This is a genomic window from Pseudomonas sp. (assembly GCF_040514055.1).
GTDB lineage: Bacteria > Pseudomonadota > Gammaproteobacteria > Pseudomonadales > Pseudomonadaceae > Aquipseudomonas.
The window spans coordinates 94,185-119,134 of the sequence record NZ_JBEVDL010000066.1; the positions used below are offsets into that span (position 1 = coordinate 94,185).

Consider the following 24,950-nt stretch of genomic DNA (forward strand, 5'->3'; position numbering starts at 1 on the left):
GTCCGACCTATGACTATGGGCTGCCGCATAGTCGGCCTCGCGGCGTGGGTGCGCCACGTCCGACCAGACCGGGGCATGGCGGGTTGTGCGGCAGGTCCCGTCGTTCGCCGGCATGGCCTGCTAAAGTCGCGCCCCGAGCGGCGTTGAGCCGAATTCCTGTACCGCTGATGAGCCTGGGAGGCCGCATGCATATCCTCACATTTCTGGGCATTTTCGTGGTCCTCGCCGCCCTGGCGGTCGGCTTTATTTTCTGGATGACCGAGGGCGGCGGTAGCGTGGAGAAGCTCCAGGCCAGGGCCGAACAGGTCCGCACCGCGCTGAAACCCGTAGAGGTGCAGGTGCTGCGGCTGGTCAGCCTGGCGAGGGACTGGATCGATAAACGTAATGGCGTGGCGCCCCAGGCACCCCGTGGTGAACTGCCGTCGGTGAACGGGCGTTTGCCGGGGCCGGGGCGGTTCGATTTCCTGGTCATCGATGAAGTACGTCACCAGAACCAACTGCGCCGCGTCGATAAAAGCCTCGGCCGCGGCTACGAGGACGGCCCGCTGACCGCAACCATAGTGCGTGATCCGAATAATGCCGAGGACCGCAATGGCTGCAAGGTGTATATCGAAACGACGCGTGTGGGCCAGCTGTCCGACGATGATGCCCGTTTCTACCTGCGCCTGCTGGAAAGCCGCGCCATCACCAGTGCCTCGCGTTTTGAGGTGAGTGCACGCCTGATCGGTGGCTACGGAGACCGCAAGCACTACGCCGTGGTGGTGGACCTGCCGATCCGCTAAGGCGCGACTGCCATGAGGCGAACCTGTGGGAGGTATGCCCGTGGGAGGCGCCCTCCGCGCCGATGGGGAGCCCAGGCCCCACCCCCGTTTCGGCCCGAAGGCGGGCCTCCTACACGGCGGCGCGGGGCAGCGGAACTAAAACCGGCCGACGCGGACAACAGCTAGACGCACAACGGAAAAAATGGGAACCACCATGGTCCAGCTCGTCAGCTACCGCCACGCCGGCCAACCTAGGGCCCTGTTCCTGCGCGGCTCGGCACGCAGCGACGACGAGGTCAAACGCCTTATCCTCGCGCGCGTTCATCACGTCCGCGCGCCGGCCCAGGACCTGATCGCCGACACACCCGCGGCACCCACCCTCGACGCGTTCCTGGAGGACCTGAGGGTTAGCGATATCGAGATTTTCGCGGCCTAACCCAAACCTCTCGCTTCTGCCCCAACTGCGCCCTTCACTTTCGATTTCGAGTGCGGCGCAGCGGTTCGCGATGCCCGGATCAGCCAGGGGGCCGGGCGCGGGAGGGCCTGTTCGGCCCCGGCCCTGGCCTCCTGCAAAGAGGCTGCTGCGGCGCGGGTCAGAATAGCCAGGCCAGGCCGCGGGAGGCCAAACTTAACAGAAAGCCGCTGCCAACCATGACCAGCACCAGGGCACAGGCGGTGTTCAGGTAACGGGCACCTGGCAGGTTCTGGCGACTGGCAAACAGGGCATAACAGGCCATGATCGCGCTATCGACCACCACCCAGGTGCCGATCACCAGGACAAAAACACCCAGATGCGGGTTTTTCGGAATGAACAGGCTGAGAAAGGTGGTGAAGTAGATGATGTCCTTGGGGTTGCTGATGCCGGTAAAGAACGCCCGGGTGAAAAAGCGCCGACTGCCCGTCTGAACCAACACGTCGGCCGGCCGCTGTTTCAGGCTGGTCACGCCGAGGTAGACCAGGTAGAACCCACCGCAGACTTTCAGTCCCTCCAGCAAGCCCTCGGGTGCCAACTGGGCCAGCCCGACGAGCGCCGCCAGCAACAGCAGCACAGCCGCCACGCAGCCGCCGGCGATCGCGCTGAAAGCCGCGGGCACCCCGTGGACCCGGGCGGTTTGCACCACCAGGATGGCCGAAGGGCCCGGGAAAGCAATCAACGCCATGATCGACAACAGGAAAGTGAACCAGATGGCCAGCTCCACTCAGCTCACCCCCGAGTTGGCGAGCAGCGACGTCCCGAGCAGCGAGGCGTCCTTGACGCTGTCCAGCATCAAGGAGCGCAACAGCCAGCGATCCGTACCGTCGTAGCGCGGTGAATAGGGACTGCGCGCATGGACCACCTTCTTGTTGTCGAAGATCAGCATGTCGCCGGCCTTGAGGGCAATGGCCAGGTGCTTGGCCTGGATCTGCTCACCCAACAGGCGAAACGCCCGCTCGGCCTCGGGATCGAGGCAGCTCATATAGGACGGGTCGTAGACCACTTCGTTACGCTGCGATGAATCGAACACCGAAGTCTTGAACTGGAGACGGGCAACCATCTGGTTGAAGGTGTCATCCACCTGGATCAAGTAGCGCGGCTGGGTCAGTGTGTCGAGCACGTCGTCGGCCAAGTCGACATAACTCATCGGGCAGATGTAAGTGAATGCATCGGGATCGCCACGCAAGCACAGCAGACTGACGAAGTCCGCCCGCAAGGGGTGAAAGCCATCCTCCACATGCCATTCGAGAAAATCACTGTTGGAGTTGATCTGTCGGTTGGCGTCCTCGCGAATCGGGAAAATGCTCTCTACGTGATCCTGGTTTTGTTTCGAGTCGAAGGTGTAGACGATGCCGATCTGGCTGTTGATCAAGGTCTTGAGGTGCTTGGTGCGGTTCAGGCCACTGTCGCTGATGGTTTTCCTGCGACTAAGCGGCGTGAAGCCCATGTCCGGCAGCGGCAGGTTACGGATCAACAGAAACCCTTCGTTGAGGTGCGGCTGGCTGAGGGTGGCCAGGGCGCTCACCAGGCGCTCCGGCAACTGCCCCCCCTCGCCCAGGCACCGCGCCAGGTAGGGTCGGAAATCCTGCTCGGTGTATTCGGTGGTGGTTTCAGCCATGAGTTTAGCTAGCTGATAGCGCTCGGCGAAGGACAGTTCTACTACGTTCACACTGACATTCCTTTTCAGTGACTCCTTGATTTTCGGCACTTTGAATTAAGCGAGGCGTCTTGAAAAAAGGAAAAACGTAAGTTCTACTATGATTAATACTCATGATTAAGGTGATCTGATGGACCAGCGCCTGCCCCCGCTCTACGCCTTGCGTGCCTTCGAAGTCGCCGCGCGCCACGGTTCGTTCACCCACGCCGCCGATGAACTGGCGGTAACCCAAAGTGCGATCAGCCGCCATATCCGTACCCTCGAGCAAGATTTCAACTGCCGGCTGTTTATCCGCAAAGGCCCCCGCATCGAGTTGACCGACGCCGGGCGCTTGCTGGCCCAGGGCCTGAGCGACGGTTTCAGCACCATCAAACTGGCCTGTTCGACGCTGATGTCCGACGGTCATGCCCTGCGCCTGAAAGCCCCCTCGACCCTCACCATGCGCTGGCTGCTGCCACGCTTGTCACGCTTTCACTTTGAAAACCGCGACCTGGAGATCAAGCTGACCAGTGCCTGGATGGATATTGATAACGTGGTGTTCGGCAAGGAACCCTACGATTGCGCCGTGCTGTTGAGCGACGGTGCCTTTCCGGCGGACTGGCACAGCCTCAAGCTCTTCGACGAGTGGCTGATCCCCATCTGTTCGCCCGCACTGGCCCAGACGGCCATGCCCCGGCTCGATCGCCTGGACCAGGCCGAGCTGATTCACCCCTCCCCCGACCGCCGCGATTGGCGACGCTGGCTACAGGCGACAGGTAGCCTGGATCCTCGCCTGCTGGCCACCGGCAAGGTGTTCGACACCCTCGAACTGGGCATCTGCGCGGCAGTGCAGGGGTACGGCATCGCCATGGGCGATCTGGCCATGGTCGCCGATGACATCGACAGTGCCCGGCTGATGTTTCCCTTTCCCAGCGCCGTGGCCACCGGCGACAGTTATTTCCTGGTCTGGCCGAACAACCACCGCAAAAGCGCCGCCTGCCACAAACTGGGCCAGTTCCTGCTGGCCGAGGCGGCCAACATCGCCTGGCCCGAAGTGCGCCTGCTGACGCCGCTGCGGGCCTGAACGGGGCGCGTGCCGGCGAAGTCATCACGCGGACGATATTCGGCCAATAAACGTGCGCTGCCACACGGCTCCACTCGGCTGGTTTCGGTGAGTGGTAGCCCGAGATTCACCGCAAGGCCCCCGATGCGCAGCGTCTTGCTCCCTGCCTACACCTGTTGGTCGTGGGCGGCTAAAGTTTCCCACTGCAACCTGCGGCCAACGGGGAAGGCCGTGGCCGCGCCGTCATCGACATCGCCTTCACCGTGAAACTGCAGAATGGCAGCAGTGAGGAACGCTTCCAGTTGATCGAGAAGCAGGTCAGGCTGCTGACCTTCGACACGCTGCTGCGGGCCTTACGCTTAAGCGCGACAAAGGAGAACACCCAACGCTTTCGCGAAGCCAGCTCCTGGACCTTTCTATCGAACAAGCCCCATATGTTCGGGAGCTGAGCGTATGGGCCTTTTCCAGACTGCCAGTAGCTGTGCAAGGAACTCGCCCTGTACTCTAGGGCGATGCCTACAACCCCTGGCCAGAGCGGTCATGCTGGAAGGCCGCCCCGCCCTACCCGGTGGGTTGCGCGACCCTTGATTCGCCGGTTACCGCAGCCCGATAAGGACGCCCCGATGCCACCTGAGCCCACCCACCATGACCCGTCTCGTTCATCCCGGCCCGGGGAACCGCTACGGCTGCTGTTGTGTGGCGGCGGCGCCGACACTCGCCAACGCGTGGCCGAATGCCTCGCCGCCCACTCGGTAGCACCGCCGGATCGGCACATCGATTCGCCGAGTCGACAATGGTGGGAGCAGCCAAACAACTCGCGCCCGCAGTTGCGGTTCGACACGCCCCGGCGCGGTTATCAGCTGTGCTGGCCATTGGCGCAAACACCCAGCGCGCTGGCCCCCGTGGCGGCAGACAGCGAGGTGGTCCTGCTGTGGGTGGATGGCAACACGCCGTTGTCTGAAGGATTGCCCGGCTTGCTGAACCTGCTCCGGCTGTTGGGTCTGCGCCATCTGCTGTGGTTGATCGATACACCGGCGACGCCGCTGGACGAGCCGCATTTCGCACACCTACGCCGGGTGTTGGGCGAGCTCAGTCGACAACAGGGGTTCTGCTCGGTCACCTCGCTGCCTTGCCTTGCACCCTCGACAGCTGCGCGCGCCTGGTATGGCGGCCCCAGTCTACTGGAGACCCTGGACAAGCTTGCCGTTACCGAGCCCCAAAGGGTGGTGCTGCCGTTGGCGCGAATCGAAATCGCCGACTGCGGAGCGCGCGCCTATCGGGCTGTGCTGAGCGAAGGCGTGCTCGCGCTGGGTGACGAGTTACGGGTGGCTCGATCCGGCGAGACCGCCCGGGTCGTCCATATCCACGGACCGGCTGGACCCGGCGAACAGGTTAACGCCGGTCAATCGGTGCTGCTGCACCTGCACCCTGACATCAGCGCGCGTGCGGACGACATCCTCAGCCTGGCCCATCTGCCCCTGGAGACGAGCGACCAGTTCGAAGCGACGCTGGTTTGGCTGGATGACGAACCGGGGCTGGTGGGCCGTACGTACGAACTGCGTTTGGCCAACCAGCAAACCAGCGCCTCGCTGACCGGCTTGAAACACCGATACGATCTGCATGACCTCTCGCTACAGGCCAGTACCACCTTGCAACGCGACGATGTCAGCCGCTGCACCCTGGCCACCCAACAGCCGCTGGCATTCGATGCCTACGCCCATAGCACCACCTTGGGGGGATTCTGGCTGCAGGACCGCGACAACCAGCGGACGCTGGCGTTCGGCATGCTGACCCACAGCTTGCGACGCTCGCAGAACGTGCATGCCCAGGCGCTAACCATCGGGCGAGCGCAACGCGAGCGACAGAACGGCCACCGTGGGCAGGTGATCTGGTTCACCGGCCTGTCCGGATCCGGCAAGTCGACCCTGGCCAATGCCCTGGAAGTGGCCCTGCACACCCAGGGCTATCGCACCTATGTGTTGGACGGCGATAACGTGCGCCAGGGCCTGAACAAGGACCTGGGGTTCACCGATGCCGATCGGGTGGAAAACATCCGTCGTATCGCCGAAGTAGCCAAGTTGATGATGGAGGCAGGGTTGGTGGTCATGACCGCCTTTATCTCGCCCTTCCGGCGTGAGCGGCAAATGGCCCGGGACCTGATCGGGGCAGCTAACTTCCGCGAGGTCTATGTCAGCACCCCGCTGGAGGTCTGCGAGCAACGGGACGTCAAGGGCCTCTATAAAAAGGCTCGGGCGGGCCAATTGCCGAACCTCTCCGGGTTGGGCAGCCCGTATGAACCACCGCTGGCGGCGGAGCATGTCATCAATGCCGGACGCTGCGACCTCAACGCTGCCGTCCTCGATCTGTTGGCCCGAATTGTCGAGGCCCAGTAAGGCAGAAATACCGAATGGGTTGCTCCGCTACTCATTGAGGAATCAATGCTTGTAACACGCGAGTCTTCTCCCTGACTTCAGCCTCAGGCAAATCCGAAAAAGGATTCCAGAACGCCTTATCGAAACGACCAGGTGGCAGATAAATATGCCTGGACCGGTGCCAGCCTAACCGCCGAGTTACGGGTTATTTAATTGCCCTGAATACCAATTCTCCGCTTCCCAAGTGGCCCAGGCGTTCAGCAGCGTAGAGTTCCAGATAAGCGTCGGTGAAGCCCGCGGATTTCATCTGCTCCAGGATATCCCAACCGAAATCGCTGAACACCAACGAGCCTTTTTCAGAAACCGGATTACCATGGAAGGCCGGTGGTAAGCGGTGCAGCAGGTTTCCATCGATCAATTGCGCACGACACACCGTCGTCTCACTATTGGCATGAAACGGAATGGTGGCCAACAGCGATCCACCGGGTTTCAGCACCCGTGCGCACTCGGCAAAGGCCTGCCGGGGATGCGGCACGTGCTCCAACACATCGTTGCTGACGATCAGGTCCAGTGTCGCAGTGGCAAAACTCAACTGCTGGACGTCCTCGTGCCGCAGCCCTTGAACGGAGGTACCGCTCGGGTACTCGTGCCCAAGGTATTCGCTGCCATACAGCCGGTGAGCGACCAGTGCTCGTTTGGCCCAGCGATAAATGGGGGTGACCTGCTCCATCAGGTAAACATGGCGCATGGGTCTGCCGCCCAACGCTTGCATCAGCAGCGTCGCGATCAGGCGTTGGCGGTTGTTCATCGCGCAAGCCGGACACTCCAAACGCTCTCGCCAGTTGGGTAGCCAGTGGCGATCCTGTAGTTCCCCGCCGGCTTTACGGTCGACCCGAAAGTTGACCATCAGACCGCAGGGTGCGCAAAAGCCACGTATCGAGAACGTCTCGACATCAAGGGTTGGCAACAGCGCCTGGGCCAGGGCCCTCGACGCGGTCAAGGCGGCCCCATGGAACAGCGAAGCAAAACTCGAGCGGGTGGATACGTAACCGACCGGCTTCAATCGGGCGCCTTCATTGACAAGGGCAAACTGATTGCGGGGAACCCGGTAGCTAATTCGCATCGGCGGTGCCACTTATGGCGCCAGAATATGCACCAGCGCCGAGGGGGGCAGGGCCGTCTTCAGCAGGCCCGTAGACTGTCAGCGTGACCTCGCCCAACAACTGCCCATTCAATGGGCTCTTGAATACCACAGGGAATTGCCCAGGCAGGCAGGTGACACTGGGCAGCGTCAACGCCAATAACGTCCCAGGGGAATCCGCGGCGACTATGTTCAACGGCATTTCGCCCAGCTCGACCGTAATCCCCTGTAATGCACCCTTGAATGTGAACCACAGCGCCGACATGCCATTAGCCTGGACGTTAAACGGCATCCCTACATGCACCTTGCGCGGCCCCCAGTCCAGGATCTCGAAACTCAAGCGGACATTCTCCGCCGTTAACCGCGTGACCATCGCCTGCAGCTGCTGGTTCTGCTCATGCAGCTGACGCAGCTGCTGGTTCTGCGCATAAATACCCTGCTGGCTGCGTGAAAATACATGTTCGGCATCCAGAGTGGCACAGGCCCGCAGCGCCCAAAGGTGCCCATGAGGAGGACGATCGGGCTCGTTCAGCAGCGTCCTGTATAGGCTAAAAGCCTCACGTACATAGGGCTTCGGACTGCCCAGATTGGCCTCGGTCGAAATATCGCCGGGGGGGCTGTGTCGGGAAGAGTTGACCTTGACGGAAAAAGGCGTCAGGCACGCTGCCGAAAATTCCTCGCCGAGAAACTCCAGGCACTCTCTGACCACCTGTTCCGGTTGGTTGACGACGTCATCATAATAAATGCGCTTGACCACCGTGCTGCCAAACGCCTGCTCGGCCAGTTGGCAGGCCGTCACCAGGCGTGTCCAGGTTTTGTAGGCGTTTTCTTCTTCATAGTCACTGGCGCCCACACCGCTGAAGTTCATCAGGGAGCTGGCCACCAACTTTGGGTTACGCAACACATGGATAAACTTGGCCTGGGGAAACATGCGCCGTAACGAATAAACGTAATGGGCATTTTCCGGAGTTGCATCCAACCAGCGGGTTTTCCCGGGGTCGGCCGACAGCGAAATATGCTCGGAGGCTTGCTCGGCGTACTGTGGCCGTCGTGAGTTTTCGACGATTTTATGGCGAGCAGGAAGAATCAACTCATTGCATCCACGACCCGCCGCCACACAGTAGGCTCTGCGACTGATGGAGGCCGAGAGCAGAAAAGAACGACTCAGGTTACGCCAGCCTAAATCGTGCTGGATAACGGCATCATAACTGGCCTTGTAAATAAAATGCGTTTCTTCCAGTGGAAATATATTGGGATGCTGTCCCAGCACCCAGCTCATCAAGCTGGTTGCCGAGCGGTAACTACCAATCACAAATATGGGCTGCAAACTCATGGACACCTCAAACACAAAACCAACTAGATCACCAATTTTTTTTGTGCAACCACGACCATAATATCGCTCTTGAACATACGCAATAAAGGAATGCAGAGCATTATGCCAACCCATATGAGGCAGGCAACCAGCCGGGACGGCCGACCAATATAAGTGATGCGTGCATAGAGGCCTGAGGCTTGAACAGAAGGCAAATAACCGAGATACACAGGTTTGAAGCCATGGTGCGCAACCAACAGCGACAGGCTGTTTTCATCGAAATAATGAACATGCGGCGACGGCAGCCCCTTCTGCCACATGCGCTCAAATGAGCCCGGCAGCCCACAGCGTTGCATAATTCTGGAAAGCTTATAGAAGAACCCTGCTTTCGAGGGTAAGTTCAGAACCAATAGTCCCTGGCTCCCCAGATGGGCACGGCAAGCCTCCAGACCACCGGCAACATCCGGAATGTGTTCGAAGACATCGTTGAATACAATCGCCGCGAACTGATCCTGCGCGCTCAGGGCGTCAGGAAAATAACCCTCGATCAAGGGTATGCCTTGACGCTGGGCCGCCTGACAGACAGCGGAATCCGGCTCGATGCCGATCACGTCATAACACTGCGAAGCAACCTGCACGAACCAACCATGCGCGGCGCCTACATCCAGCACCTTTTGTCCAGATGGGATCCGGCATTTAAGGACCTCCACCAATGCCCTGAAATTGCCCCCTCGCAGCTGTTTCAAGCCCTCTTCACGGGCCGACTCATCGACCAAGGCGTGACGTTCCCGATGGTTGATATCCGGACCAAAATCGGCCGCCTCATAACCACAGGCCTTGCACTCCCAATGCCAAGTGGCGAGCCCGGCCTGCAGCGTCGCTCCACAGCAGCAACAGATCACCGACGAGCTTCTTCAATCAATGAAGCATTCGGCCCGCCAGAACAGCGTGCAGCTATCCCGGTTGCACTACATAGACGCATCTGCGCTCCCTCTCCAGACTGATGATTAGTCACATACGAAACGAGCTTTTTTCGAATACCAGTGGTTCGGCATTGTGACTCGAAGCGAATACCGTGCCGTACTTGGCACCCGCCGGGGCAACGAACTCCGCGGTGTGTTCTGCCAAAGGCCCGAGGCAATCGAACACCTTGATACTGGTGCCAACGGGCTTGGACCTGGCATCCAGCCAGTTGACCTGGAGTCGACCCCGTGTGGGTTTCCCGATGCAGGACACTTGATTGACATTGAGATATTTACGCCCCGCGGTAACAGCGACGACCTGCACCGCCGGTCGTTCACCCGACACCGTGACTTGACCAACGCCCTTGACAAAGACATCGCCACTGACAAAAGACCAACCTTCTGCAGAGTCAAACTCTGGATTTTTCAGAAGTTCGGTTGAGAAACGAAATGTCTGCCGGACCCGTCGAACCGAAATGTTGTTGAATTTAGCGACGCTGGCAGTGGCTTCGGTGACCATCGCGCGAATTTTCGGAGTTTTCCAATTCTCGTCGAGGATAACCAACTCGGCACCTCGCTCGAATATTGCATTGGCGAGTGTCGATGGCCTGTCGGCATTCAGAACGGCGGTCTGGAACTCGCGGTTGTACCAACTGGTCGCCAGGTAATCGACGTTGAGTCCCGCAGCCAGAGGATCCGCAAAGAACGCCACAGGGCTTCGATCGCTGTTGATCTGGTTAACCAAGGTGACCGCATTACGTATGGGCAAACGGGTTTGGAGATAATCATAGCGACCCCGCTCGCTCAGCAGCGCAGGCAACGACAGGGCACCATAAGAGGTGGCCGATTGTAGAAACAGCAGATTCAGGGCTACCGTCACCGCCATCACAGCATACGCGGTCACCGCGGCGAATCGCCCACTGACCAAGGCCTGGGCGAATACCAGCCCCATGGCGGCGGCTAACAACACAACGGCCGGGAACACATACCTTAAATAGGCCATCTGCTCGAAAGTCAGAAAGGCGGACAAGCACGCAACCAGTACCAACAGCAACGCCTTGTAGCTTTTGCGCACCACCAGCATCAGCGTTACGGGCACCAGCATCAGCACCCATTGGAAACCGGAGCCCCCAGGTTTCGAACCGAGGTATTTACCGGTATCGAAGGTGATGCTGTAGAGCACATCCCAGGTCATCCCCTTACCGAAATGGGTGTCAACGAATGCCACTGACGGAAAAAATTCGGATTTGAAAATATGGTTGAAAAAAGGAAACGCCGGATTGTCCGTGAGCAGCCAGGCATACAGATACGGCACCAAACCGACAAGCAATGCCAGCAGCACGCCGCCGCCCATGTATTTGGCATTCCGCGGTTGCAACCAGGCCCGGTGGCGCCAAATCAACACCAGCAGAAGCGCCGGTATAAACGTAAAGGTGACCATTTTCGTCGCCATGGCAAAACCCAGCAGCAGACCGGCGCATATCAGCAACTCGGCCTTTTCCAGACGAACCTGCGTTAAGCGGAGCACGACCCAGCAACTCGCAATCACATAGCAAGCCCAGATCGATTCGATATACAAACTACTGCTGGCGGTAAAGGTCAGGGGGGTCGACAGCAAGAGGACCATCGCCCAGCGCGCTCCACCGACTGAGCCGCCCGCCCACAGGACGCAGGCCCGGAGCAATAGGCATAACAACCCGACAAAGCCAAGATTGATCAGGCGAACGGCTGTTTCACCGCCCAACAGGTAGCCGATGGTGTAAAGCCAGTCGCCTAACAACGGCATGACCGCCCACACATACAGCTCGACATTGAAATCCCAGTGTTGCTGAGCCGCGATGCGCGCCGGCACGAATAAGTGCATCGCCAGCGCGTCATGCCCCACTTCTGGCATCAGGGCCACCAGCAGATACACCAGAGCAAAACTCACCAGCAACAGATCGGCCACCAGATGCTCGTATGGCTTGGCGCCCCACAAGCCAGCCTTGAGGTAGCGGCCCAAGGCGCCATAGTCACGCCAACGCAGGCACAACGGCAGGATCAGGCCAACTGCATAGAAACCCGCATAGTTCACTGGAAAACGCGCGAGCAACCCTACCGCCGTGGCATACAGGCCCGCACCGATCAATGTCGACAGTGGCCAGTCATCAGCCGTCAACTTCACACCGAACAGGGCGAGGAAACCCTGCCCCAACACGCTTGAAGACAGGAACAGTAGCGCTGCCACCAACAACGGCCAGAGGGCCCCACAAATGAGTAAGGCGGCTAATGTGATGCCACAGCCAACCGCCAACGGCGGTACCCGCCGCCATAGACTGACGCCGAAGACCAGTAACCCGCTCGCCAGAAACACGACGAGGTAGTCGGGAGGAGTCAGTCCCGCCACTTTCTTGAAATCAAACCCCGGCATGGCCGACAAGCCATAGAAGGTCAATCCTGCACCAAGTGCCAGTGAAACCAGGATTAGGGCATAACCGCACACCTTAAGAGCCCTGGTACCAGGATTAGGTGCTGCGACAGCATCACTCACTGGCATCGTAAATTCCTTTTACTCGCTAAAACCCGCACGTGTTGCGGCCATAGGCTACACGGTGAGCCATGGCCTGCAGCACTCAGCATTCAGCACTCAGCACTCAGCACTTGGGGCCGGAGATCACAAACTGATCGAGAATTTCGTTGGTTCGCATGGATTTGGCGATGAATTTAAGCCCCGGTATTACCCATTTACCGGTCTTGGCGGCCCCCACGCTTTCACCCTCGGCAAACAGTATCGGCGTGTCAGTACCGGTGTCGGCCCAAATTTGTATCGCACCCAGTTCATTGCCCTGCCCGAGTTTCCTCGCGTCCCAATGCACCACAACCACCGATCCGACGCAACTGATGGCCTGTGCCGACTCGCGGGTGACCTTGAGCACTCCGCGGCTGGCCACGCTCGGGGGCGCAGATGCAACCTTTGCAGGCGCTTTATCATCACCACAACCCGCGAGGCCCAGTGCAAATACAGCCATTACAACCAATCTGGATTTCATCCGCGTTCCCCTAGAAGGCACTTATGGTGCCTATTGGCTGGTTAAACAGGGTTGTGCACTGAGCCGGGCATCGGCCAGGCGCTCTCCAGTCTGGGCATCGGTCAGCGTAAACTGCATACCAGCCACCGCCCATTCACCCGTACTTTTTTCACCCACTGCTCCCGCCTCGAGAAAGAGCTTGGCAGGTTCTGCAGCTCGATTGACCCATAACTTTATGGTCCGGGCCGCCGAATGGCGACGGACATCCCAGCGCACCAGCACACGTTGGCCTCCTGGGCAGCTGCTGACGGATTGGGGCGTCAACCAGATGAACTGCGTCAGTTCGGTCGAGGCTGGCGCTTCGCCCGCCCCCTCCGTGCTAGCCGCCAGGGTTGGCGGCGTGGGCGCTAGTCCTGTCAAAAAAGCATTAATCCGATCCTGATTGAAGGCGCCGAGGCGGTGCGCAAACGCGTAGGATAAATGGTGCCGGTCGTAGGTATAGGGCACGCCCTCACGGTCATACAGTTCACAGGTTCCTGTGGAACAGAAGGATTTCCTCTTACTCACGAACAGATAACCAGCGCCCTCCACGATTGCCTGCAAATTTTCTTCATACTCCGCTGTCACCTTGATGCTGTTTTCAACCGCACCACGACTGTAGCCACTCTCATTGAGCACTTCATACATGTCACGTTTCAAGACGAAATAGCCCCCCATCACCACTACTTTCTGGATGCCACCGGCTTTGAGAAACTCAAGATAGGCTTGAAGGTGCGCAGGGGTATACCAGTCGTAGAGCAAATTGATCACGATATAATCGAAACGCTTCAAATAGGCCAGATCGAAACGCTGGAGGTTCAACTGTACGCACTTCGACCGCTCCGGGTGACTCGCCGGAACCATGGTTTCAATGTCACGGGTCGGCGGGCAACCACCCAAAGTTGACATGGAATAATCATGCTCAGGGTGTATGGCCTGGAAGGCATTCAGGGCATCGACCGCATGGCTGTCACCCAGAATCAACGCGTTGATTTTCCCCGCCTCAGGCTCGTCACAAACTGCCCAACCTTTACGTATGCAAATGTCCTGACGCGCCCTAAACCTTTGCGCCGTCCCGGCTTTAAGCGCCGCCGAACTGATGCTGCCGGAGGTCGCCCAGGCGCGGTTCGCCCAGCCATCCAGGCCCCACATGGACGCGGCGACGTAACTGAACGACATAAACAATACCAAGCTGCACACGGCAAACGAGGTGTTGTACTGGCGCGCCCTGCGCAATGGCTTTTCGATACAGATGTAAATAAGAAGCGCCACTATCAAGCTGGCGACCAGCACCAGCAGCGCATCCGCGGCGCTGAACACGCGCGCACCCAGCCTCTGCTGATAAAATACGATGATTGGCCAATGGACCAGATACAGCGAATAGCTGATCAAGCCGATACCTGCGAACAGCCGGTTGCGCAGCAGCCAGCCGGCGTATGGCGCTTGCCCGGCATAAATGCAAAGGGCGGCCCCCAGACAAGGCAGCAAAGCATACACACCAGGAAAGGCGGTTTTCTCCGTAAAGGTTAAGACCGCAGTCCCTATCAGCAGCAAGCCAGCGACACAGGTGAACTCGGCCAGCAGCGGTACCTTCGGCTGCCGGTGCATCAGCCACACAAGAACGGCACCAATGGCAAACTCAAAGATGCGATAAGGCATCAGGAAGAATACGGCCTCGGGCTGTGCCGCGAGCTGCTGCTGGGCCAGGCACAAACTCAGCACCCCAATCGCCAGGATGACGATTGGAGCGTGCAGGTTTCGTCTAATCAGAGTCGCCAACAAGAGCGGCCAGACAACATAGAATTGTTCTTCAACCCCCAATGACCACGTGTGCAACAGCGGTTTGAGCAGGGCGTCACTGTCAAAATAACCACTCACGGAATAGAAGTAGATGTTTGAAATCGACAGAACCGCATGAATCTGCGACGCGCCGAAAGCCTCTAAACGCGCGGGGGACAGGTAAATCACTGCCAGCACGCTGGTGCCCGCCAGCGTGAAAAAGAACGCCGGCAGCAGGCGCCGGGCCCTGCGCAGATAGAAATTGCGAAAGTCGATGCGACCCTGTGCCTCTATTTCGTTTTTCAGCAAGCGGGTAATCAGGAAGCCACTGATCACGAAGAAAACATCAACCCCGACAAAACCACCGCTGAACAAGCCCAGGCCGGCGTGATAAAAAAGTACGGACAGCACCGCCACCGCACGCAACCCGTCGATATCGGCACGATAAGAGGTGGTCATTGGGCTTGGCCTGTGACTGTCGGTTCCCGGCGCACGCCCAGGCAACTCCCCGCCGCTCCGGCCCTGGCCTGGCGCGGCTGTAAATCCACGGCAATCATCCATCCACTCATTGGCGCTTGGTAAACGAGTAGGAGCTCAGCGGCAAGGCGGAGCGTGAGGTGCTGAAGCCCAGCCCCTCCAGAATGGCACTGAGGGAGCGCCAAGCGGCCTCTACCCCCCACTCCTTCAAGGCGAAGACTTGCCCCGCCTCACTGAGCCCCTGCCACAGCACTTCCTCCTCATACAACCGCACCACCGCATCGGCAAAGGCAGCGGGATCATCGGCCACCAGCACGTTTTCCTCCGGCGTCAATGCCATGCCCTCGGCGGCCAGAAACGTAGCCACCACCGGCAGTCCATGGGCCATGGCCGTGCCGATTTTGCCCTTGATTCCGGCCCCATAGCGCAACGGCGCCACCGACAGGCGCATGCGATCGAGCAAGGGTGGCAGATCTTCGACAAAGCCGGTAATCACCACGTCTTCGCTCTCCAGCGCACGGATCTCTTCTGGCGGCTTGCTGCCCACGGCAAAGAAGCGTACCCCCGGCAGCCGTACGCGCAATAAGGGCATGATATCGGCGACGAAATAGTGCACCGCATCGATATTGGGGGTGTGCTGGTAGCCGCCCACGAACAGGATATCGCGACGTTCCTTGAAGCCGACGGTGGTTCCGGTGACATCCATGATCAGCGGAAACAGGTGGATTCTTTCGTCCGGCAGTTCACGGCGCAGCAACTCCAGTTCGTTGGTACTGACCACGATGGCCGCGTCTACTGCCTTGATGGCGGAAAACTCCAGCGCTTTCATCCGCTTGGCGGCCTTGCCCTTGACCGCATCGCCAAACAAGGCCGCCTCGCGTTCCATTCGCAGGAAGTGCAAATCGACGGTGTGGTAGAGCACTTTGGCCCGAGGGCAGTGTTTGCGGATCAGCTCCAGATTGCGCTCGACCACCTTGGGCCGCAGCAAGTAGACCAGGTCATAACGGTCCTTCACTTCTTTCAAATGTTGCTCGACCGTCTGGCAGTAGGGCCGGTACAGCACCTCGATGCCCACCCGCTGCAACGCCTCGGTGTACCCGGGCATGTAGAGAAAATTGTCTTCGGGGATAAAGGTGACCTGGAAGCCCATGTCCCGGAACAGCAGAAAGGTGTTGAAGGCCAGCACGGAGCCGGCGTCTTCATTGGGCGTCGGCGTACAGTGGTCCAGGATCAGCACGCGGCGGGTGGCCATGCGGTCCTTTGCCCGATCTAGTTGCTGGCCGTTCTTCTGATGGCCACTCAGGCGCCGCTGCCACCGCTCGGCCATTTTCCTCATATTGGCGACCTGATAGGCCTTGGCCCCTTGGGTCAGGTCGGTACCGGACGTGACGCCTTCGTAATGCACCACCACCGATAACGGCTGGTAGATCACCCGATAACCCCGGTCGCGCAGTTTCAACGCGAGATCGGCATCTTCGCAGTAGGCCGGCACATAGTGTTCGTCGAAGCCACCCAGCTCATCGAACAGGGCCTTGGGCACCATGATCGACGCGCCGGAGCAGTAGTCGACCTCGCGCGCATAGTTGTACACCGGCAAGGCCGGGTCCTGATTGCGGCCATAGTTCCAGGCACTGCCGTCCTGCCAAATGATCCCGCCAGCTTCCTGCAAGCTACCGTCGGGGTAGACCAGCTTGGAACCCACCAGCCCGGTACCGGGGAACTCGTCGAACGTCTGTAGCAGTTCCTCCAACCAACGAGGCCTGACCTCGGTATCGTTGTTCAGAAAACACAGGTACTGACCGCGCGCGCTGAGAGCGCCAGCATTGCAGGAGCGAATAAAGCCCTGGTTCTGAGCATTGCCTATCAAGCGAACACCCTCGACCTGGCCCAGGACCGTTACTGAATCGTCGGGTGAACAATCGTCGACCACTATCACTTCGAAAGGGGTCGCGCCGTGGTGCTCGGCCACCGACGCGAGACAGCGCAGGGTATAGGCGCATTGGCCGTAAACCGGGATGATAATTGACACCAGCGGCTGCTCAGCCACCGGCAGACGGATGGAATCAGGTGCAACCTGCGTCGCTTTGTCGATGGCGGCCGGGCTCGACTGACCGGACGCGTCCTTCTCGAGCCTTACCGGCTGCGCGCTGGCAGCGAGCACCGCGGGTAGATTGGCAATGCAAAAATCGCGATGGGAGGCCCTGGTCCGCGCGCTGAACGGTAGCGCGCGATAAATGTACTGCGCGCCCCGCACCGAGAGCCCGAAGTAACGGCGAGCCTGCTGGCTTGGCGAAAACACCCAGCGACTCAATTCGCGAAACGGCAAGGTCAGACGCCAGGAGTGACTACGGGCCATCCCGTATACCCGCTCGTGGGCCTCGCGCAACTCATCGGACAGCCGCAACGCCCATTGGCCACGGCGGACCACCTCCTCCTCCAACGGTGCGACCAGACTGGCCTGCTCAGCCAGCTGCGCCAGTTCAGTCTGCGTTCGCGCGAGTTCGCGCTGCAGCTCCTGGCCCCAGGCGCCACGTTTGACCGTCTCCTGGTTCAACTCGCTGATCACCCGCTGACGCTCCTGCAGCGTCAGGTTGAGCACCGCTATTTGCTTGCTGCTTTCGACTTGCTGCTCAAGTGCCCCCTGAGCATCACTTTGCAGTTCAATGACCAGCGTTTCCAGTTCAACGCAGCGTGCCTGCAGTTCACTACAGCGCACCTCTTGCGCGCCGCAATGGGCATCAAGCTCACTGAAGCGTTGGTCTAGGGCATGGATACGCTGATCGCGTTGAATGATGCATTGGTCAAGGCTGGCGATCTGCGCGGTACGCAAGGCCAACTTTTGTCCCAGCGAGTCGATCGCCTTGTCGCGCTCACTCAGGTGCTGCTCCGAGCGGCCCAGCAGCTCCTCGCGCAGGGCCAGTAATGCGCTCAACTCGTCACGCTGATCAGTCAGGGTTCGTAGCGACTCGTGCAACCGAAGCGAATCGACACGCTGCAGTTCCAGCGCCTGGTTGAGGGACAGCAGTGCAGCGTCGCGTTCCCGTGCCTGCTGTGCCAGGGACGCCAGGTCCAGCTGTTGCCGCTGCACCGACGCGTCCAGCATTGCGGCGCGTGTGCGTTGCACTTCCAGAGCTTGCTGAACTTCGCTCAACCGCAGCGATTGTGCTTCCTTGAGTTCGACCAACCTGACCTCATGGCTGTTCGACACTGCGCGATCCTGAGCGATGTGAACTTCACGCTCGCACAGCGAAGTCTTGAGGTCCTGGATCTGGCTTTGGCATTCGCTAAGGACTCGACTGGTCAACTGCAGCCGCTGGCTGCGCTCGTCCAACAGCTGGGCGAGCTGGTGGATCTGCTGTTGCTGGGCCGACTCCGCCTGTTTGAGGATACCTATGTGTTTCTCACGCTCGGCGATAATGCCGCCGCACCCGTCCAGTTGCTGATCACGCAACGCGATTGCCTGCATGAGCCCCTCACGCTGGCCTAGATTCTGCGACAATTCGGCATGGTAGCCGAGGGCGGCATGGCTGGCGATCCGCGTGACGACACTCAACAATGCCGAAGGGTCATCGAGTCTTTGCACCCCATAAATTTCGTGACTCGCAATCGGCAAGCGGCCGATTTCGTCCCAAGAGTCGAGGTCCAGGCACAGCAACACAGCCGTCGGCATGTCCTGCTCGGCGATATTGCGCGACCGACTCAACCCCACATACAACCGCGAACCGCTGATACACAGGCCGCGAGTGTAGCCCCCAAGGGCTTTGCTGCGAACCAGCTCGCCGGACGGTGAGTACTCGCACAACCGTAAATTCTCCGAATCGGCCAGCAACAGGTTGTCGCCTAGCGGCGTCAGGCTGTGCGGCTGCGACAGGCCGCTGATCAGCCGCTGGCCGCTGTACAGCTCCTGTACGTAACCGGCCCCTTGGGTGTGACCCTTATACCCACGGTGTTCATCGAAATCACCAAAGGCAGAGAACACCAACGCACCGTTCCACAGGGCCAGGCAGTTGACATGCCGGGAGTCCTCGTCCCCGGGAAATATCCAGCGACGTTGCTCCACACCGTCCAGGCTGAACTGAATGATTTCATTGCCGCTGGTGGCCACTACATACAGGTGCTGGTCGAAGATCAGTACATCGTGGACATCATGAAAAGCCGCTGCCGACTCATCGATCTGCACGGTGGTTTGGCCATGGATCAGAACGGTGGACGGCTGTCGTCCACTGACCAGTATTCCAGCGGAAAAATTCAGACCCGTGGCGCTGTAAGCATCCAGTTGCGCCACCTGCCCGGCCTGCACCAGGAATATGCCGCCCTCGTTGGGACAGGACACCAGCAACCCGGAAAAACATTCACTCATTTATCGTAACCTTGGGAGAAAAACCAAAATCGATGATCTCAGTGACTATGTTGTGCTGGACAGGGAGTACTCGGAACACTAGGGCATCGATCAGGCGATGCAACACGGTCTCTTCCTCGTCCTGAGAACCGAACACTCCGGCGTTCATAAAATACAGGCCCGGATTCAGAAGACAGTCGAACCGGAATTGCACCTCAACCTGGCTGCCCGCGTTGACATAGGCAATGGTGCGATCCCGGGAGGACACCGACAAGGCACCGCCCAACGGCATGCCGGACTTGGTCTTGATTACCGTACCAAAACGCACCTGAGTCGCCGAGCGACTGAAATGGACCTGGTAGTGATACAGGTAGCTACGGCCGCGCACCAGGCTGTTGACAGGTTGCCCCTGCAGGGTGGTGATCCGCGGCGGTTGGATATGCGCTCCGCTGGGCTCGGTCTCGACCAGACAGGATGACGTCAATCCTGCGTCGAGGAACTCTTCGATCACTTCGGGCAGGGTCGACAGGCCCGCGTCGGCCGATGGGCTGGACGCCAGGGATGCGGCGATACTCGCGCGAATCTGTGCCCGTTTTTCCGCAGGGGCGTAGAGCAATTGCTGGTACTGGCCGATGATTGCCTTGGGCGTCCCCACGGCCAACAATTCACCGGCATCCATCAAGAGGGCGCGGTCGCATAACTGGACCACGAGATTGCCGGCATGGGACACGAAGAGGATGGTGGTGCCCTGTGCCTTGAGCGTCTCGATACGGGAAAAACATTTGCGCTGAAACAGTTCGTCACCGACCGACAAGGCTTCATCGACCACCAGTATCTGCGGGTCGGCGTGAATCGCCACGGCGAATGCCAAACGTACCGCCATCCCACTGGAGTAGGTTTTCACCGGCTGATCGATAAACTGGCCAATATCGGCAAACTCGGCAATGCGGCTATATTTCGCCGCGACTTCGTCTTTGCTTAGTCCCAATACAGCGGCATTCAGGTAGATATTCTCGCGGCCGGTGAACTCCGGGTTGAAACCCGACCCCAGCTCCAGCAAAGCGGCGATACGTCCGTTGACCTGGACATCTCCCCCGGTAGGGTTGAGGGTGCCGCAAATCAACTGCAATAAAGTCGATTTGCCGCTGCCATTGCGCCCGACTATGCCCACCGTCTCGCCTTTGCGAATGGCGAAGGACACGCCTCTGAGCGCCCAGAACTCACTGTAGTGTTGTCGACGCCCACGGCTGAACATTTGCCACAGGCGATGACTGGGTTTGTCGTAGATCTGGTAACACTTGTTGAGGCCACTGACCCGCACTACAAACGCGTCGTCCCCCTCTGTCTCGCTATCTGCAGGAAGCATTGCCGCTGGCAGCGCGTCAGAGCACATCGGCAAAGCCCCTGCGCGATTTCTGAAACCAAGCGAAACCCAGCCACGCGATGCACAAGCTGACGCCGAGAAAAATCGACAGCTGGGTGAAATCCGGCATGCGTCCCCAGATCAACACATCGCGCGCCTGCTCGATGATCGACACCAAGGGGTTCAAGCGCATTGCCGCCTGGTACTTGTCCGGCACCGAAGACACCGAATAGAAAATCCCGGACACGAACATCAACATGGTGACCAGGCTACCGATGATCTGGCTGATGTCGCGCAGGTACACCCCCAGCGACGCCAGGCCCCAGCTCAGCCCCAGGGTCAGCAACACCAGTGGCACCAGTACCAGCGGCAACAACAGCGCGCTCGGAGACGGCATGCCGAGAAAACAGACGTAAAACAGCAACCACACGACGAAGCTGGCCAGGCAATGAAAGAGCGCGGCCACAAGCGCCACCCACGGCAGCACCTCCAGCGGAAACACTACTTTCTTCACGTAATTCACGTTGGCCAGGATCAAGCCCGGCGCGCGGTTGAGGCACTCCCCGAACAGATTGAAGACGATCAAGCCGGCGAACAGGACCAGGGCGAACTCTGCCTTCGAGTCGCTTTCCAGGGTCCAGCGCGCGTTGAAGATCACCCCGAAAACAAAGGTGTACACCGCCAGCATCAGCACCGGGTTGAGAAACGACCAGAGGAGTCCCAGGCCGGAGCCACGGTACCGTCCCAGCACTTCACGCGTCGCCAGCGTGCGTATCAGGCTACGGTTGCGCCAAAAGCTCGCCACCATCTCCACCGGGGAAATGGGGAAATGCAGCATCAGGCAAACATCTCCGCCTGCCGGAAGGGCAGACCCTGGGCATCTTTGGCCGACAACGCGGGCGGGGTCATAAGTGCCCAGTCGATGGCGAGGTCGGGATCGTTCCAGGCAACGCAGCGCTCGAATTGCGGCGCGTAGTAATCAGTGGTCTTGTAGAGAAACTCGGCCGACTCGGACAACACTACAAATCCATGGGCAAAGCCTTCCGGCACCCACAATTGCTGCTTGTTCTCGGCGCTCAGGTGTACCCCTACCCACTGGCCAAAGGTTGCCGAACTCCGGCGCAGGTCGACGGCCACGTCGAACACCTCGCCGGCCACGACCCGTACCAACTTACCCTGGGGCTGCTGGATCTGGTAGTGCAGGCCACGCAATACATGCCGGGCCGAACGTGAATGATTGTCCTGCACGAAGGCGACCGAACGACCGATCGCGGCTTCGAACTCGCGCTGATTGAAGCTTTCGTAGAAAAAGCCACGGTCATCACCGAACACACGGGGCTCGAACAGCATGACCTCGGGAATCGCCAACGCACGATAGCCCATCAGAACACCGTCTCGGTCAGGAGGCGCTTGAGGTACTTGCCGTAGCCATTCTTCAACAAGGGCTCGGCCAGTTTCTCCAGATGCTCGGCGCTGATCCATTTTTGCCGGAAGGCGATCTCCTCAGGGCAGGCCACCTTGAGCCCCTGACGGTTTTCCAGGGTCGCGATAAAGGAACTGGCCTCGAGCAAGGATTCGTGGGTACCGGTATCCAGCCAGGCATAACCACGGCCCATGATTTCGACTGACAAGGTGCCCTGTTCCAGGTACAGCCGGTTGAGGTCGGTGATTTCCAGCTCGCCACGAGCCGAAGGACGGATACCCTTGGCCAACTCGACCACGCTGTTGTCATAGAAATACAGGCCAGTGACCGCGTAATTCGACTTGGGCACCGCCGGTTTCTCTTCCAGGCTGATGGCTTTACCGGCCGCATCGAACTCGACCACACCGTAACGCTCGGGATCGTGCACGTGATAGGCGAACACGCTGGCGCCCTGGGTACGGCCCATGGCGCTGAGCAGCAGTTCCTGGAAGTCGTGGCCATGGTAGATGTTGTCACCCAGCACCAGTGCCGACAGGTCGTTGCCGATAAAGGCTTCGCCAATCAAAAAGGCTTGGGCCAGGCCGTCGGGCGAGGCCTGCACGGCATAGCTGAGGTTCAGGCCCCATTGGCTACCGTCGCCAAGCAATTGCTCGAAGCGCGGGGTGTCCTGGGGCGTGGAAATGATCAGGATGTCACGAATGCCCGCCAGCATCAGGGTGGTGAGCGGGTAATAGATCATCGGCTTGTCGAAAACCGGCAGCAGCTGTTTGGAAATCGCCAGGGTGGCCGGGTGCAAGCGGGTACCGGAGCCCCCGGCGAGGATGATGCCTTTGCGGTTCATGGGGTTCCCTCAGGGGGTGAGTTCAATGAGCATCCGTTTGACGTGTACTTGCCAGTCGGGCAGGTGCAGACCAAAGGTGCGTTGCAGTTTTTGGTTATCCAGCCGCGAATTGGCCGGACGTTGCGCGGGTACCGGATATTGCGCGGCATTGATGGGCTGAATGCGCTCGGACGTCACCCGCAACGGCCACCCCAGGCGTATCGCTTCATCGATGACGAACTGCGCGTAGGCAAACCAACTGGTCTCGCCGCTCGCCACCAGGTGATAAATGCCACTGGCCTTGGCGGCCAAGGCCGAATCGGTCGTCAGGCGCTGCAGCATGAGCGCGGTCACATCGGCCAGTAATTCGGCGCTGGTCGGCGCCCCCACTTGATCGGCGACGACCTTGAGTTCGTCGCGCTCAGCGGCCAGGCGCAACATGGTCTTGGCGAAGTTCCCCCCGCGCGCGGCGTAGACCCAACTGGTGCGCAAAATCAAATGCTGGCAGCCGCTGCCGCGGATCGCCTGTTCGCCGTCGAGCTTGGTCTGGCCGTAGACGCTCAGGGGACCCGTGGCGTCCGTCTCGACATAGGCCGCGCTTTTGCGTCCGTCGAACACATAGTCGGTGGAGTAGTGCACCAGCCAGGCGTCGAGCTGCCGGGCGACGGTTGCCAACAGGGCCACTGATTCGACATTCACCGTGCGGGCGCGGTCCTGATCGGCTTCCGCTTTATCCACAGCCGTGTAGGCCGCCGCATTGACGATGATCGACGGCTGCTCATGGAGAACACGCTCGGCCAGCGCCTGTGGTGCTTCCAGGTCGGCCGAACGACGGTCCAGCGCCAGCAATTGCCCCAACGGCGCCAGCGCACGCTGCAACTCCCAGCCGACCTGTCCCTGGGCGCCCAGTAATAGAATCTTCATTGATACTGTTTACTCATCCATTCCCGATAGGCACCACTGGTGATATGCGCGACCCACGCCTGATGGTCCAGGTACCAACGCACAGTCTTGCGTATGCCGGTCTCAAAGGTCTCCGCCGGCTTCCAGCCCAGCTCCCGCTCCAGCTTGCCAGCGTCGATGGCGTAACGACGGTCATGCCCCGGGCGGTCCTTGACGAAGGCGATCTGCTCAGCGTAGCTGCGCCCGTCCGCACGCGGCTGCTCCTGGTCAAGGATGGCGCACAGGGTTTTGACCACGTCCAGATTGGCTTTTTCGTTCCAACCGCCGACATTGTAGGTTTCCCCCAGCTTGCCATCGGCCAGTACCCGACGGATCGCGCTGCAGTGATCGGTGACATACAACCAATCGCGGACTTGCTGGCCATCTCCGTAGATCGGCAGTTCCTTGCCCGCCAGGGCATTGTGGATCACCAACGGAATTAGCTTTTCGGGGAAATGATAGGGGCCGTAATTATTGGAGCAGTTGGTGGTGAGCACCGGCAGGCCATAGGTATGGTGATAGGCGCGAACCAGATGGTCCGAAGCGGCCTTGGAGGCCGAATAGGGACTGTTGGGTTCGTACTGGTGCTGCTCGGTGAACGCGGCATCGGCAGCACCCAGTGAGCCATAGACCTCGTCCGTGGAGACATGCAGGAAACGAAAGGTCCCCGCGCGCTCCGCGGGCAATTGCTGCCAATAGGCTTTTACCGACTCCAGCAGGCGGAATGTGCCGACAATATTGGTCTGGATAAACTCTTCAGGCCCCAGGATGGACCGATCCACATGGGACTCCGCGGCGAAATTCAGCACAGCGCGTGGCTGGTGTTGCGCCAGCAGGGCGCTGACCAGAGCCTGGTCGGCGATATCGCCATGGACGAAGTGATGCCGAGAGTCGCCATCGAGGCTGGCGAGGTTCTGCCGGTTACCGGCATAGGTCAGCTTGTCCAGGCTGACCACCGATTCATCGGTACCGCCGAGCCAGTCCAACACAAAGTTCGCCCCGATAAATCCCGCGCTACCGGTCACCAAAATAGTCATG

General features: G+C 59.7%; 20 protein-coding genes. 5 read left to right on the forward strand and 15 right to left on the reverse strand.

From position 1 onward, the window contains the following. The first annotated feature begins 185 nt into the window (after positions 1-185). Together ABWY06_RS16900 and ABWY06_RS16905 are read left to right on the forward strand one after the other, a co-directional pair. Entirely contained in the window at positions 186-782 is a 597-nt protein-coding gene (locus ABWY06_RS16900; RefSeq protein WP_353926733.1) for a hypothetical protein, read from the forward strand. A gap of 193 nt (positions 783-975) precedes the next feature. Beyond that, a complete protein-coding gene (locus ABWY06_RS16905; RefSeq protein WP_353926734.1) occupies positions 976-1,197 on the forward strand; it encodes a hypothetical protein in 222 nt (73 codons plus the stop codon). Positions 1,198-1,354: 157 nt separating this feature from the next. Here the strand turns inward: ABWY06_RS16905 and ABWY06_RS16910 are convergent, their stop codons facing one another. Both ABWY06_RS16910 and ABWY06_RS16915 read right to left on the reverse strand, forming a co-directional pair. Continuing rightward, positions 1,355-1,960 (reverse strand): LysE family translocator, encoded by a 606-nt coding sequence (locus ABWY06_RS16910; protein WP_353926735.1) that lies wholly within the window; start codon positions 1,958-1,960, stop codon positions 1,355-1,357. Next, complete coding sequence (locus ABWY06_RS16915; RefSeq protein WP_353926736.1) at positions 1,961-2,905, reverse strand: TauD/TfdA family dioxygenase; 945 nt, start codon at positions 2,903-2,905, stop codon at positions 1,961-1,963. It lies immediately after the preceding gene. A 118-nt stretch (positions 2,906-3,023) separates the two neighbouring features. Here ABWY06_RS16915 and ABWY06_RS16920 point away from each other — a divergent pair, with 118 nt between their 5' ends. From ABWY06_RS16920 to cysC, 3 genes are all read left to right on the forward strand, one after another. Further along, entirely contained in the window at positions 3,024-3,956 is a 933-nt protein-coding gene (locus ABWY06_RS16920) for a LysR substrate-binding domain-containing protein (RefSeq protein ID WP_353926737.1), read from the forward strand. A gap of 242 nt (positions 3,957-4,198) precedes the next feature. Then, positions 4,199-4,384 carry a hypothetical protein gene (locus tag ABWY06_RS16925; protein ID WP_353926738.1) on the forward strand — a complete coding sequence of 62 codons (186 nt, stop codon included), beginning with the start codon at positions 4,199-4,201 and terminating at the stop codon, positions 4,382-4,384. A 174-nt stretch (positions 4,385-4,558) separates the two neighbouring features. Next, positions 4,559-6,328 carry an adenylyl-sulfate kinase gene (gene cysC / locus ABWY06_RS16930; RefSeq protein WP_353926739.1) on the forward strand — a complete coding sequence of 590 codons (1,770 nt, stop codon included), beginning with the start codon at positions 4,559-4,561 and terminating at the stop codon, positions 6,326-6,328. Positions 6,329-6,512: 184 nt separating this feature from the next. On the opposite strand, the gene ABWY06_RS16935 is transcribed toward cysC, so the two are convergent. From ABWY06_RS16935 to rfbB, 13 genes are all read right to left on the reverse strand, one after another. Then, the gene (locus tag ABWY06_RS16935; protein ID WP_353926740.1) at positions 6,513-7,430 is read right to left on the reverse strand and encodes a class I SAM-dependent methyltransferase; all 918 of its coding nucleotides are present in this window, start codon (positions 7,428-7,430) and stop codon (positions 6,513-6,515) included. Beyond that, positions 7,420-8,781, reverse strand: coding sequence for a sulfotransferase (locus ABWY06_RS16940; protein ID WP_353926741.1), 1,362 nt, complete (start codon positions 8,779-8,781; stop codon positions 7,420-7,422). The genes ABWY06_RS16935 and ABWY06_RS16940 overlap by 11 nt, the downstream gene beginning before the upstream one ends. Before the next feature lie 23 nt (positions 8,782-8,804). After that, positions 8,805-9,662: a class I SAM-dependent methyltransferase gene (locus ABWY06_RS16945; RefSeq protein ID WP_353926742.1), complete on the reverse strand. Its 858-nt coding sequence runs from the start codon at positions 9,660-9,662 to the stop codon at positions 8,805-8,807. 109 nt (positions 9,663-9,771) lie between these two features. Then, positions 9,772-12,258 (reverse strand): glycosyltransferase family 39 protein, encoded by a 2,487-nt coding sequence (locus ABWY06_RS16950; RefSeq protein WP_353926743.1) that lies wholly within the window; start codon positions 12,256-12,258, stop codon positions 9,772-9,774. A 97-nt stretch (positions 12,259-12,355) separates the two neighbouring features. Further along, positions 12,356-12,751, reverse strand: coding sequence for a hypothetical protein (locus ABWY06_RS16955; protein ID WP_353926744.1), 396 nt, complete (start codon positions 12,749-12,751; stop codon positions 12,356-12,358). Positions 12,752-12,781: 30 nt separating this feature from the next. Further along, the gene (locus tag ABWY06_RS16960) at positions 12,782-15,007 is read right to left on the reverse strand and encodes an acyltransferase family protein (RefSeq protein ID WP_353926745.1); all 2,226 of its coding nucleotides are present in this window, start codon (positions 15,005-15,007) and stop codon (positions 12,782-12,784) included. 106 nt (positions 15,008-15,113) lie between these two features. Then, a complete protein-coding gene (locus ABWY06_RS16965; RefSeq protein ID WP_353926746.1) occupies positions 15,114-19,385 on the reverse strand; it encodes a glycosyltransferase in 4,272 nt (1,423 codons plus the stop codon). Then, positions 19,378-20,730 carry an ABC transporter ATP-binding protein gene (locus ABWY06_RS16970; protein WP_353926747.1) on the reverse strand — a complete coding sequence of 451 codons (1,353 nt, stop codon included), beginning with the start codon at positions 20,728-20,730 and terminating at the stop codon, positions 19,378-19,380. The genes ABWY06_RS16965 and ABWY06_RS16970 overlap by 8 nt, the downstream gene beginning before the upstream one ends. Before the next feature lie 16 nt (positions 20,731-20,746). Next, positions 20,747-21,565, reverse strand: coding sequence for an ABC transporter permease (locus ABWY06_RS16975; protein WP_353926748.1), 819 nt, complete (start codon positions 21,563-21,565; stop codon positions 20,747-20,749). Then, on the reverse strand, positions 21,565-22,110 hold the full coding sequence (gene rfbC / locus ABWY06_RS16980; protein ID WP_353926749.1) for a dTDP-4-dehydrorhamnose 3,5-epimerase: 546 nt from the start codon (positions 22,108-22,110) through the stop codon (positions 21,565-21,567). Before rfbC ends, ABWY06_RS16975 begins: the two co-directional genes overlap by 1 nt. After that, the gene (rfbA, locus tag ABWY06_RS16985; protein ID WP_353926750.1) at positions 22,110-22,991 is read right to left on the reverse strand and encodes a glucose-1-phosphate thymidylyltransferase RfbA; all 882 of its coding nucleotides are present in this window, start codon (positions 22,989-22,991) and stop codon (positions 22,110-22,112) included. Before rfbA ends, rfbC begins: the two co-directional genes overlap by 1 nt. 9 nt (positions 22,992-23,000) lie before the next feature. Continuing rightward, entirely contained in the window at positions 23,001-23,894 is an 894-nt protein-coding gene (gene rfbD, locus ABWY06_RS16990) for a dTDP-4-dehydrorhamnose reductase (protein WP_353926751.1), read from the reverse strand. Further along, the gene (gene rfbB, locus ABWY06_RS16995; RefSeq protein ID WP_353926752.1) at positions 23,891-24,949 is read right to left on the reverse strand and encodes a dTDP-glucose 4,6-dehydratase; all 1,059 of its coding nucleotides are present in this window, start codon (positions 24,947-24,949) and stop codon (positions 23,891-23,893) included. The genes rfbD and rfbB overlap by 4 nt, the downstream gene beginning before the upstream one ends. Position 24,950: the final 1 nt, after the last annotated feature.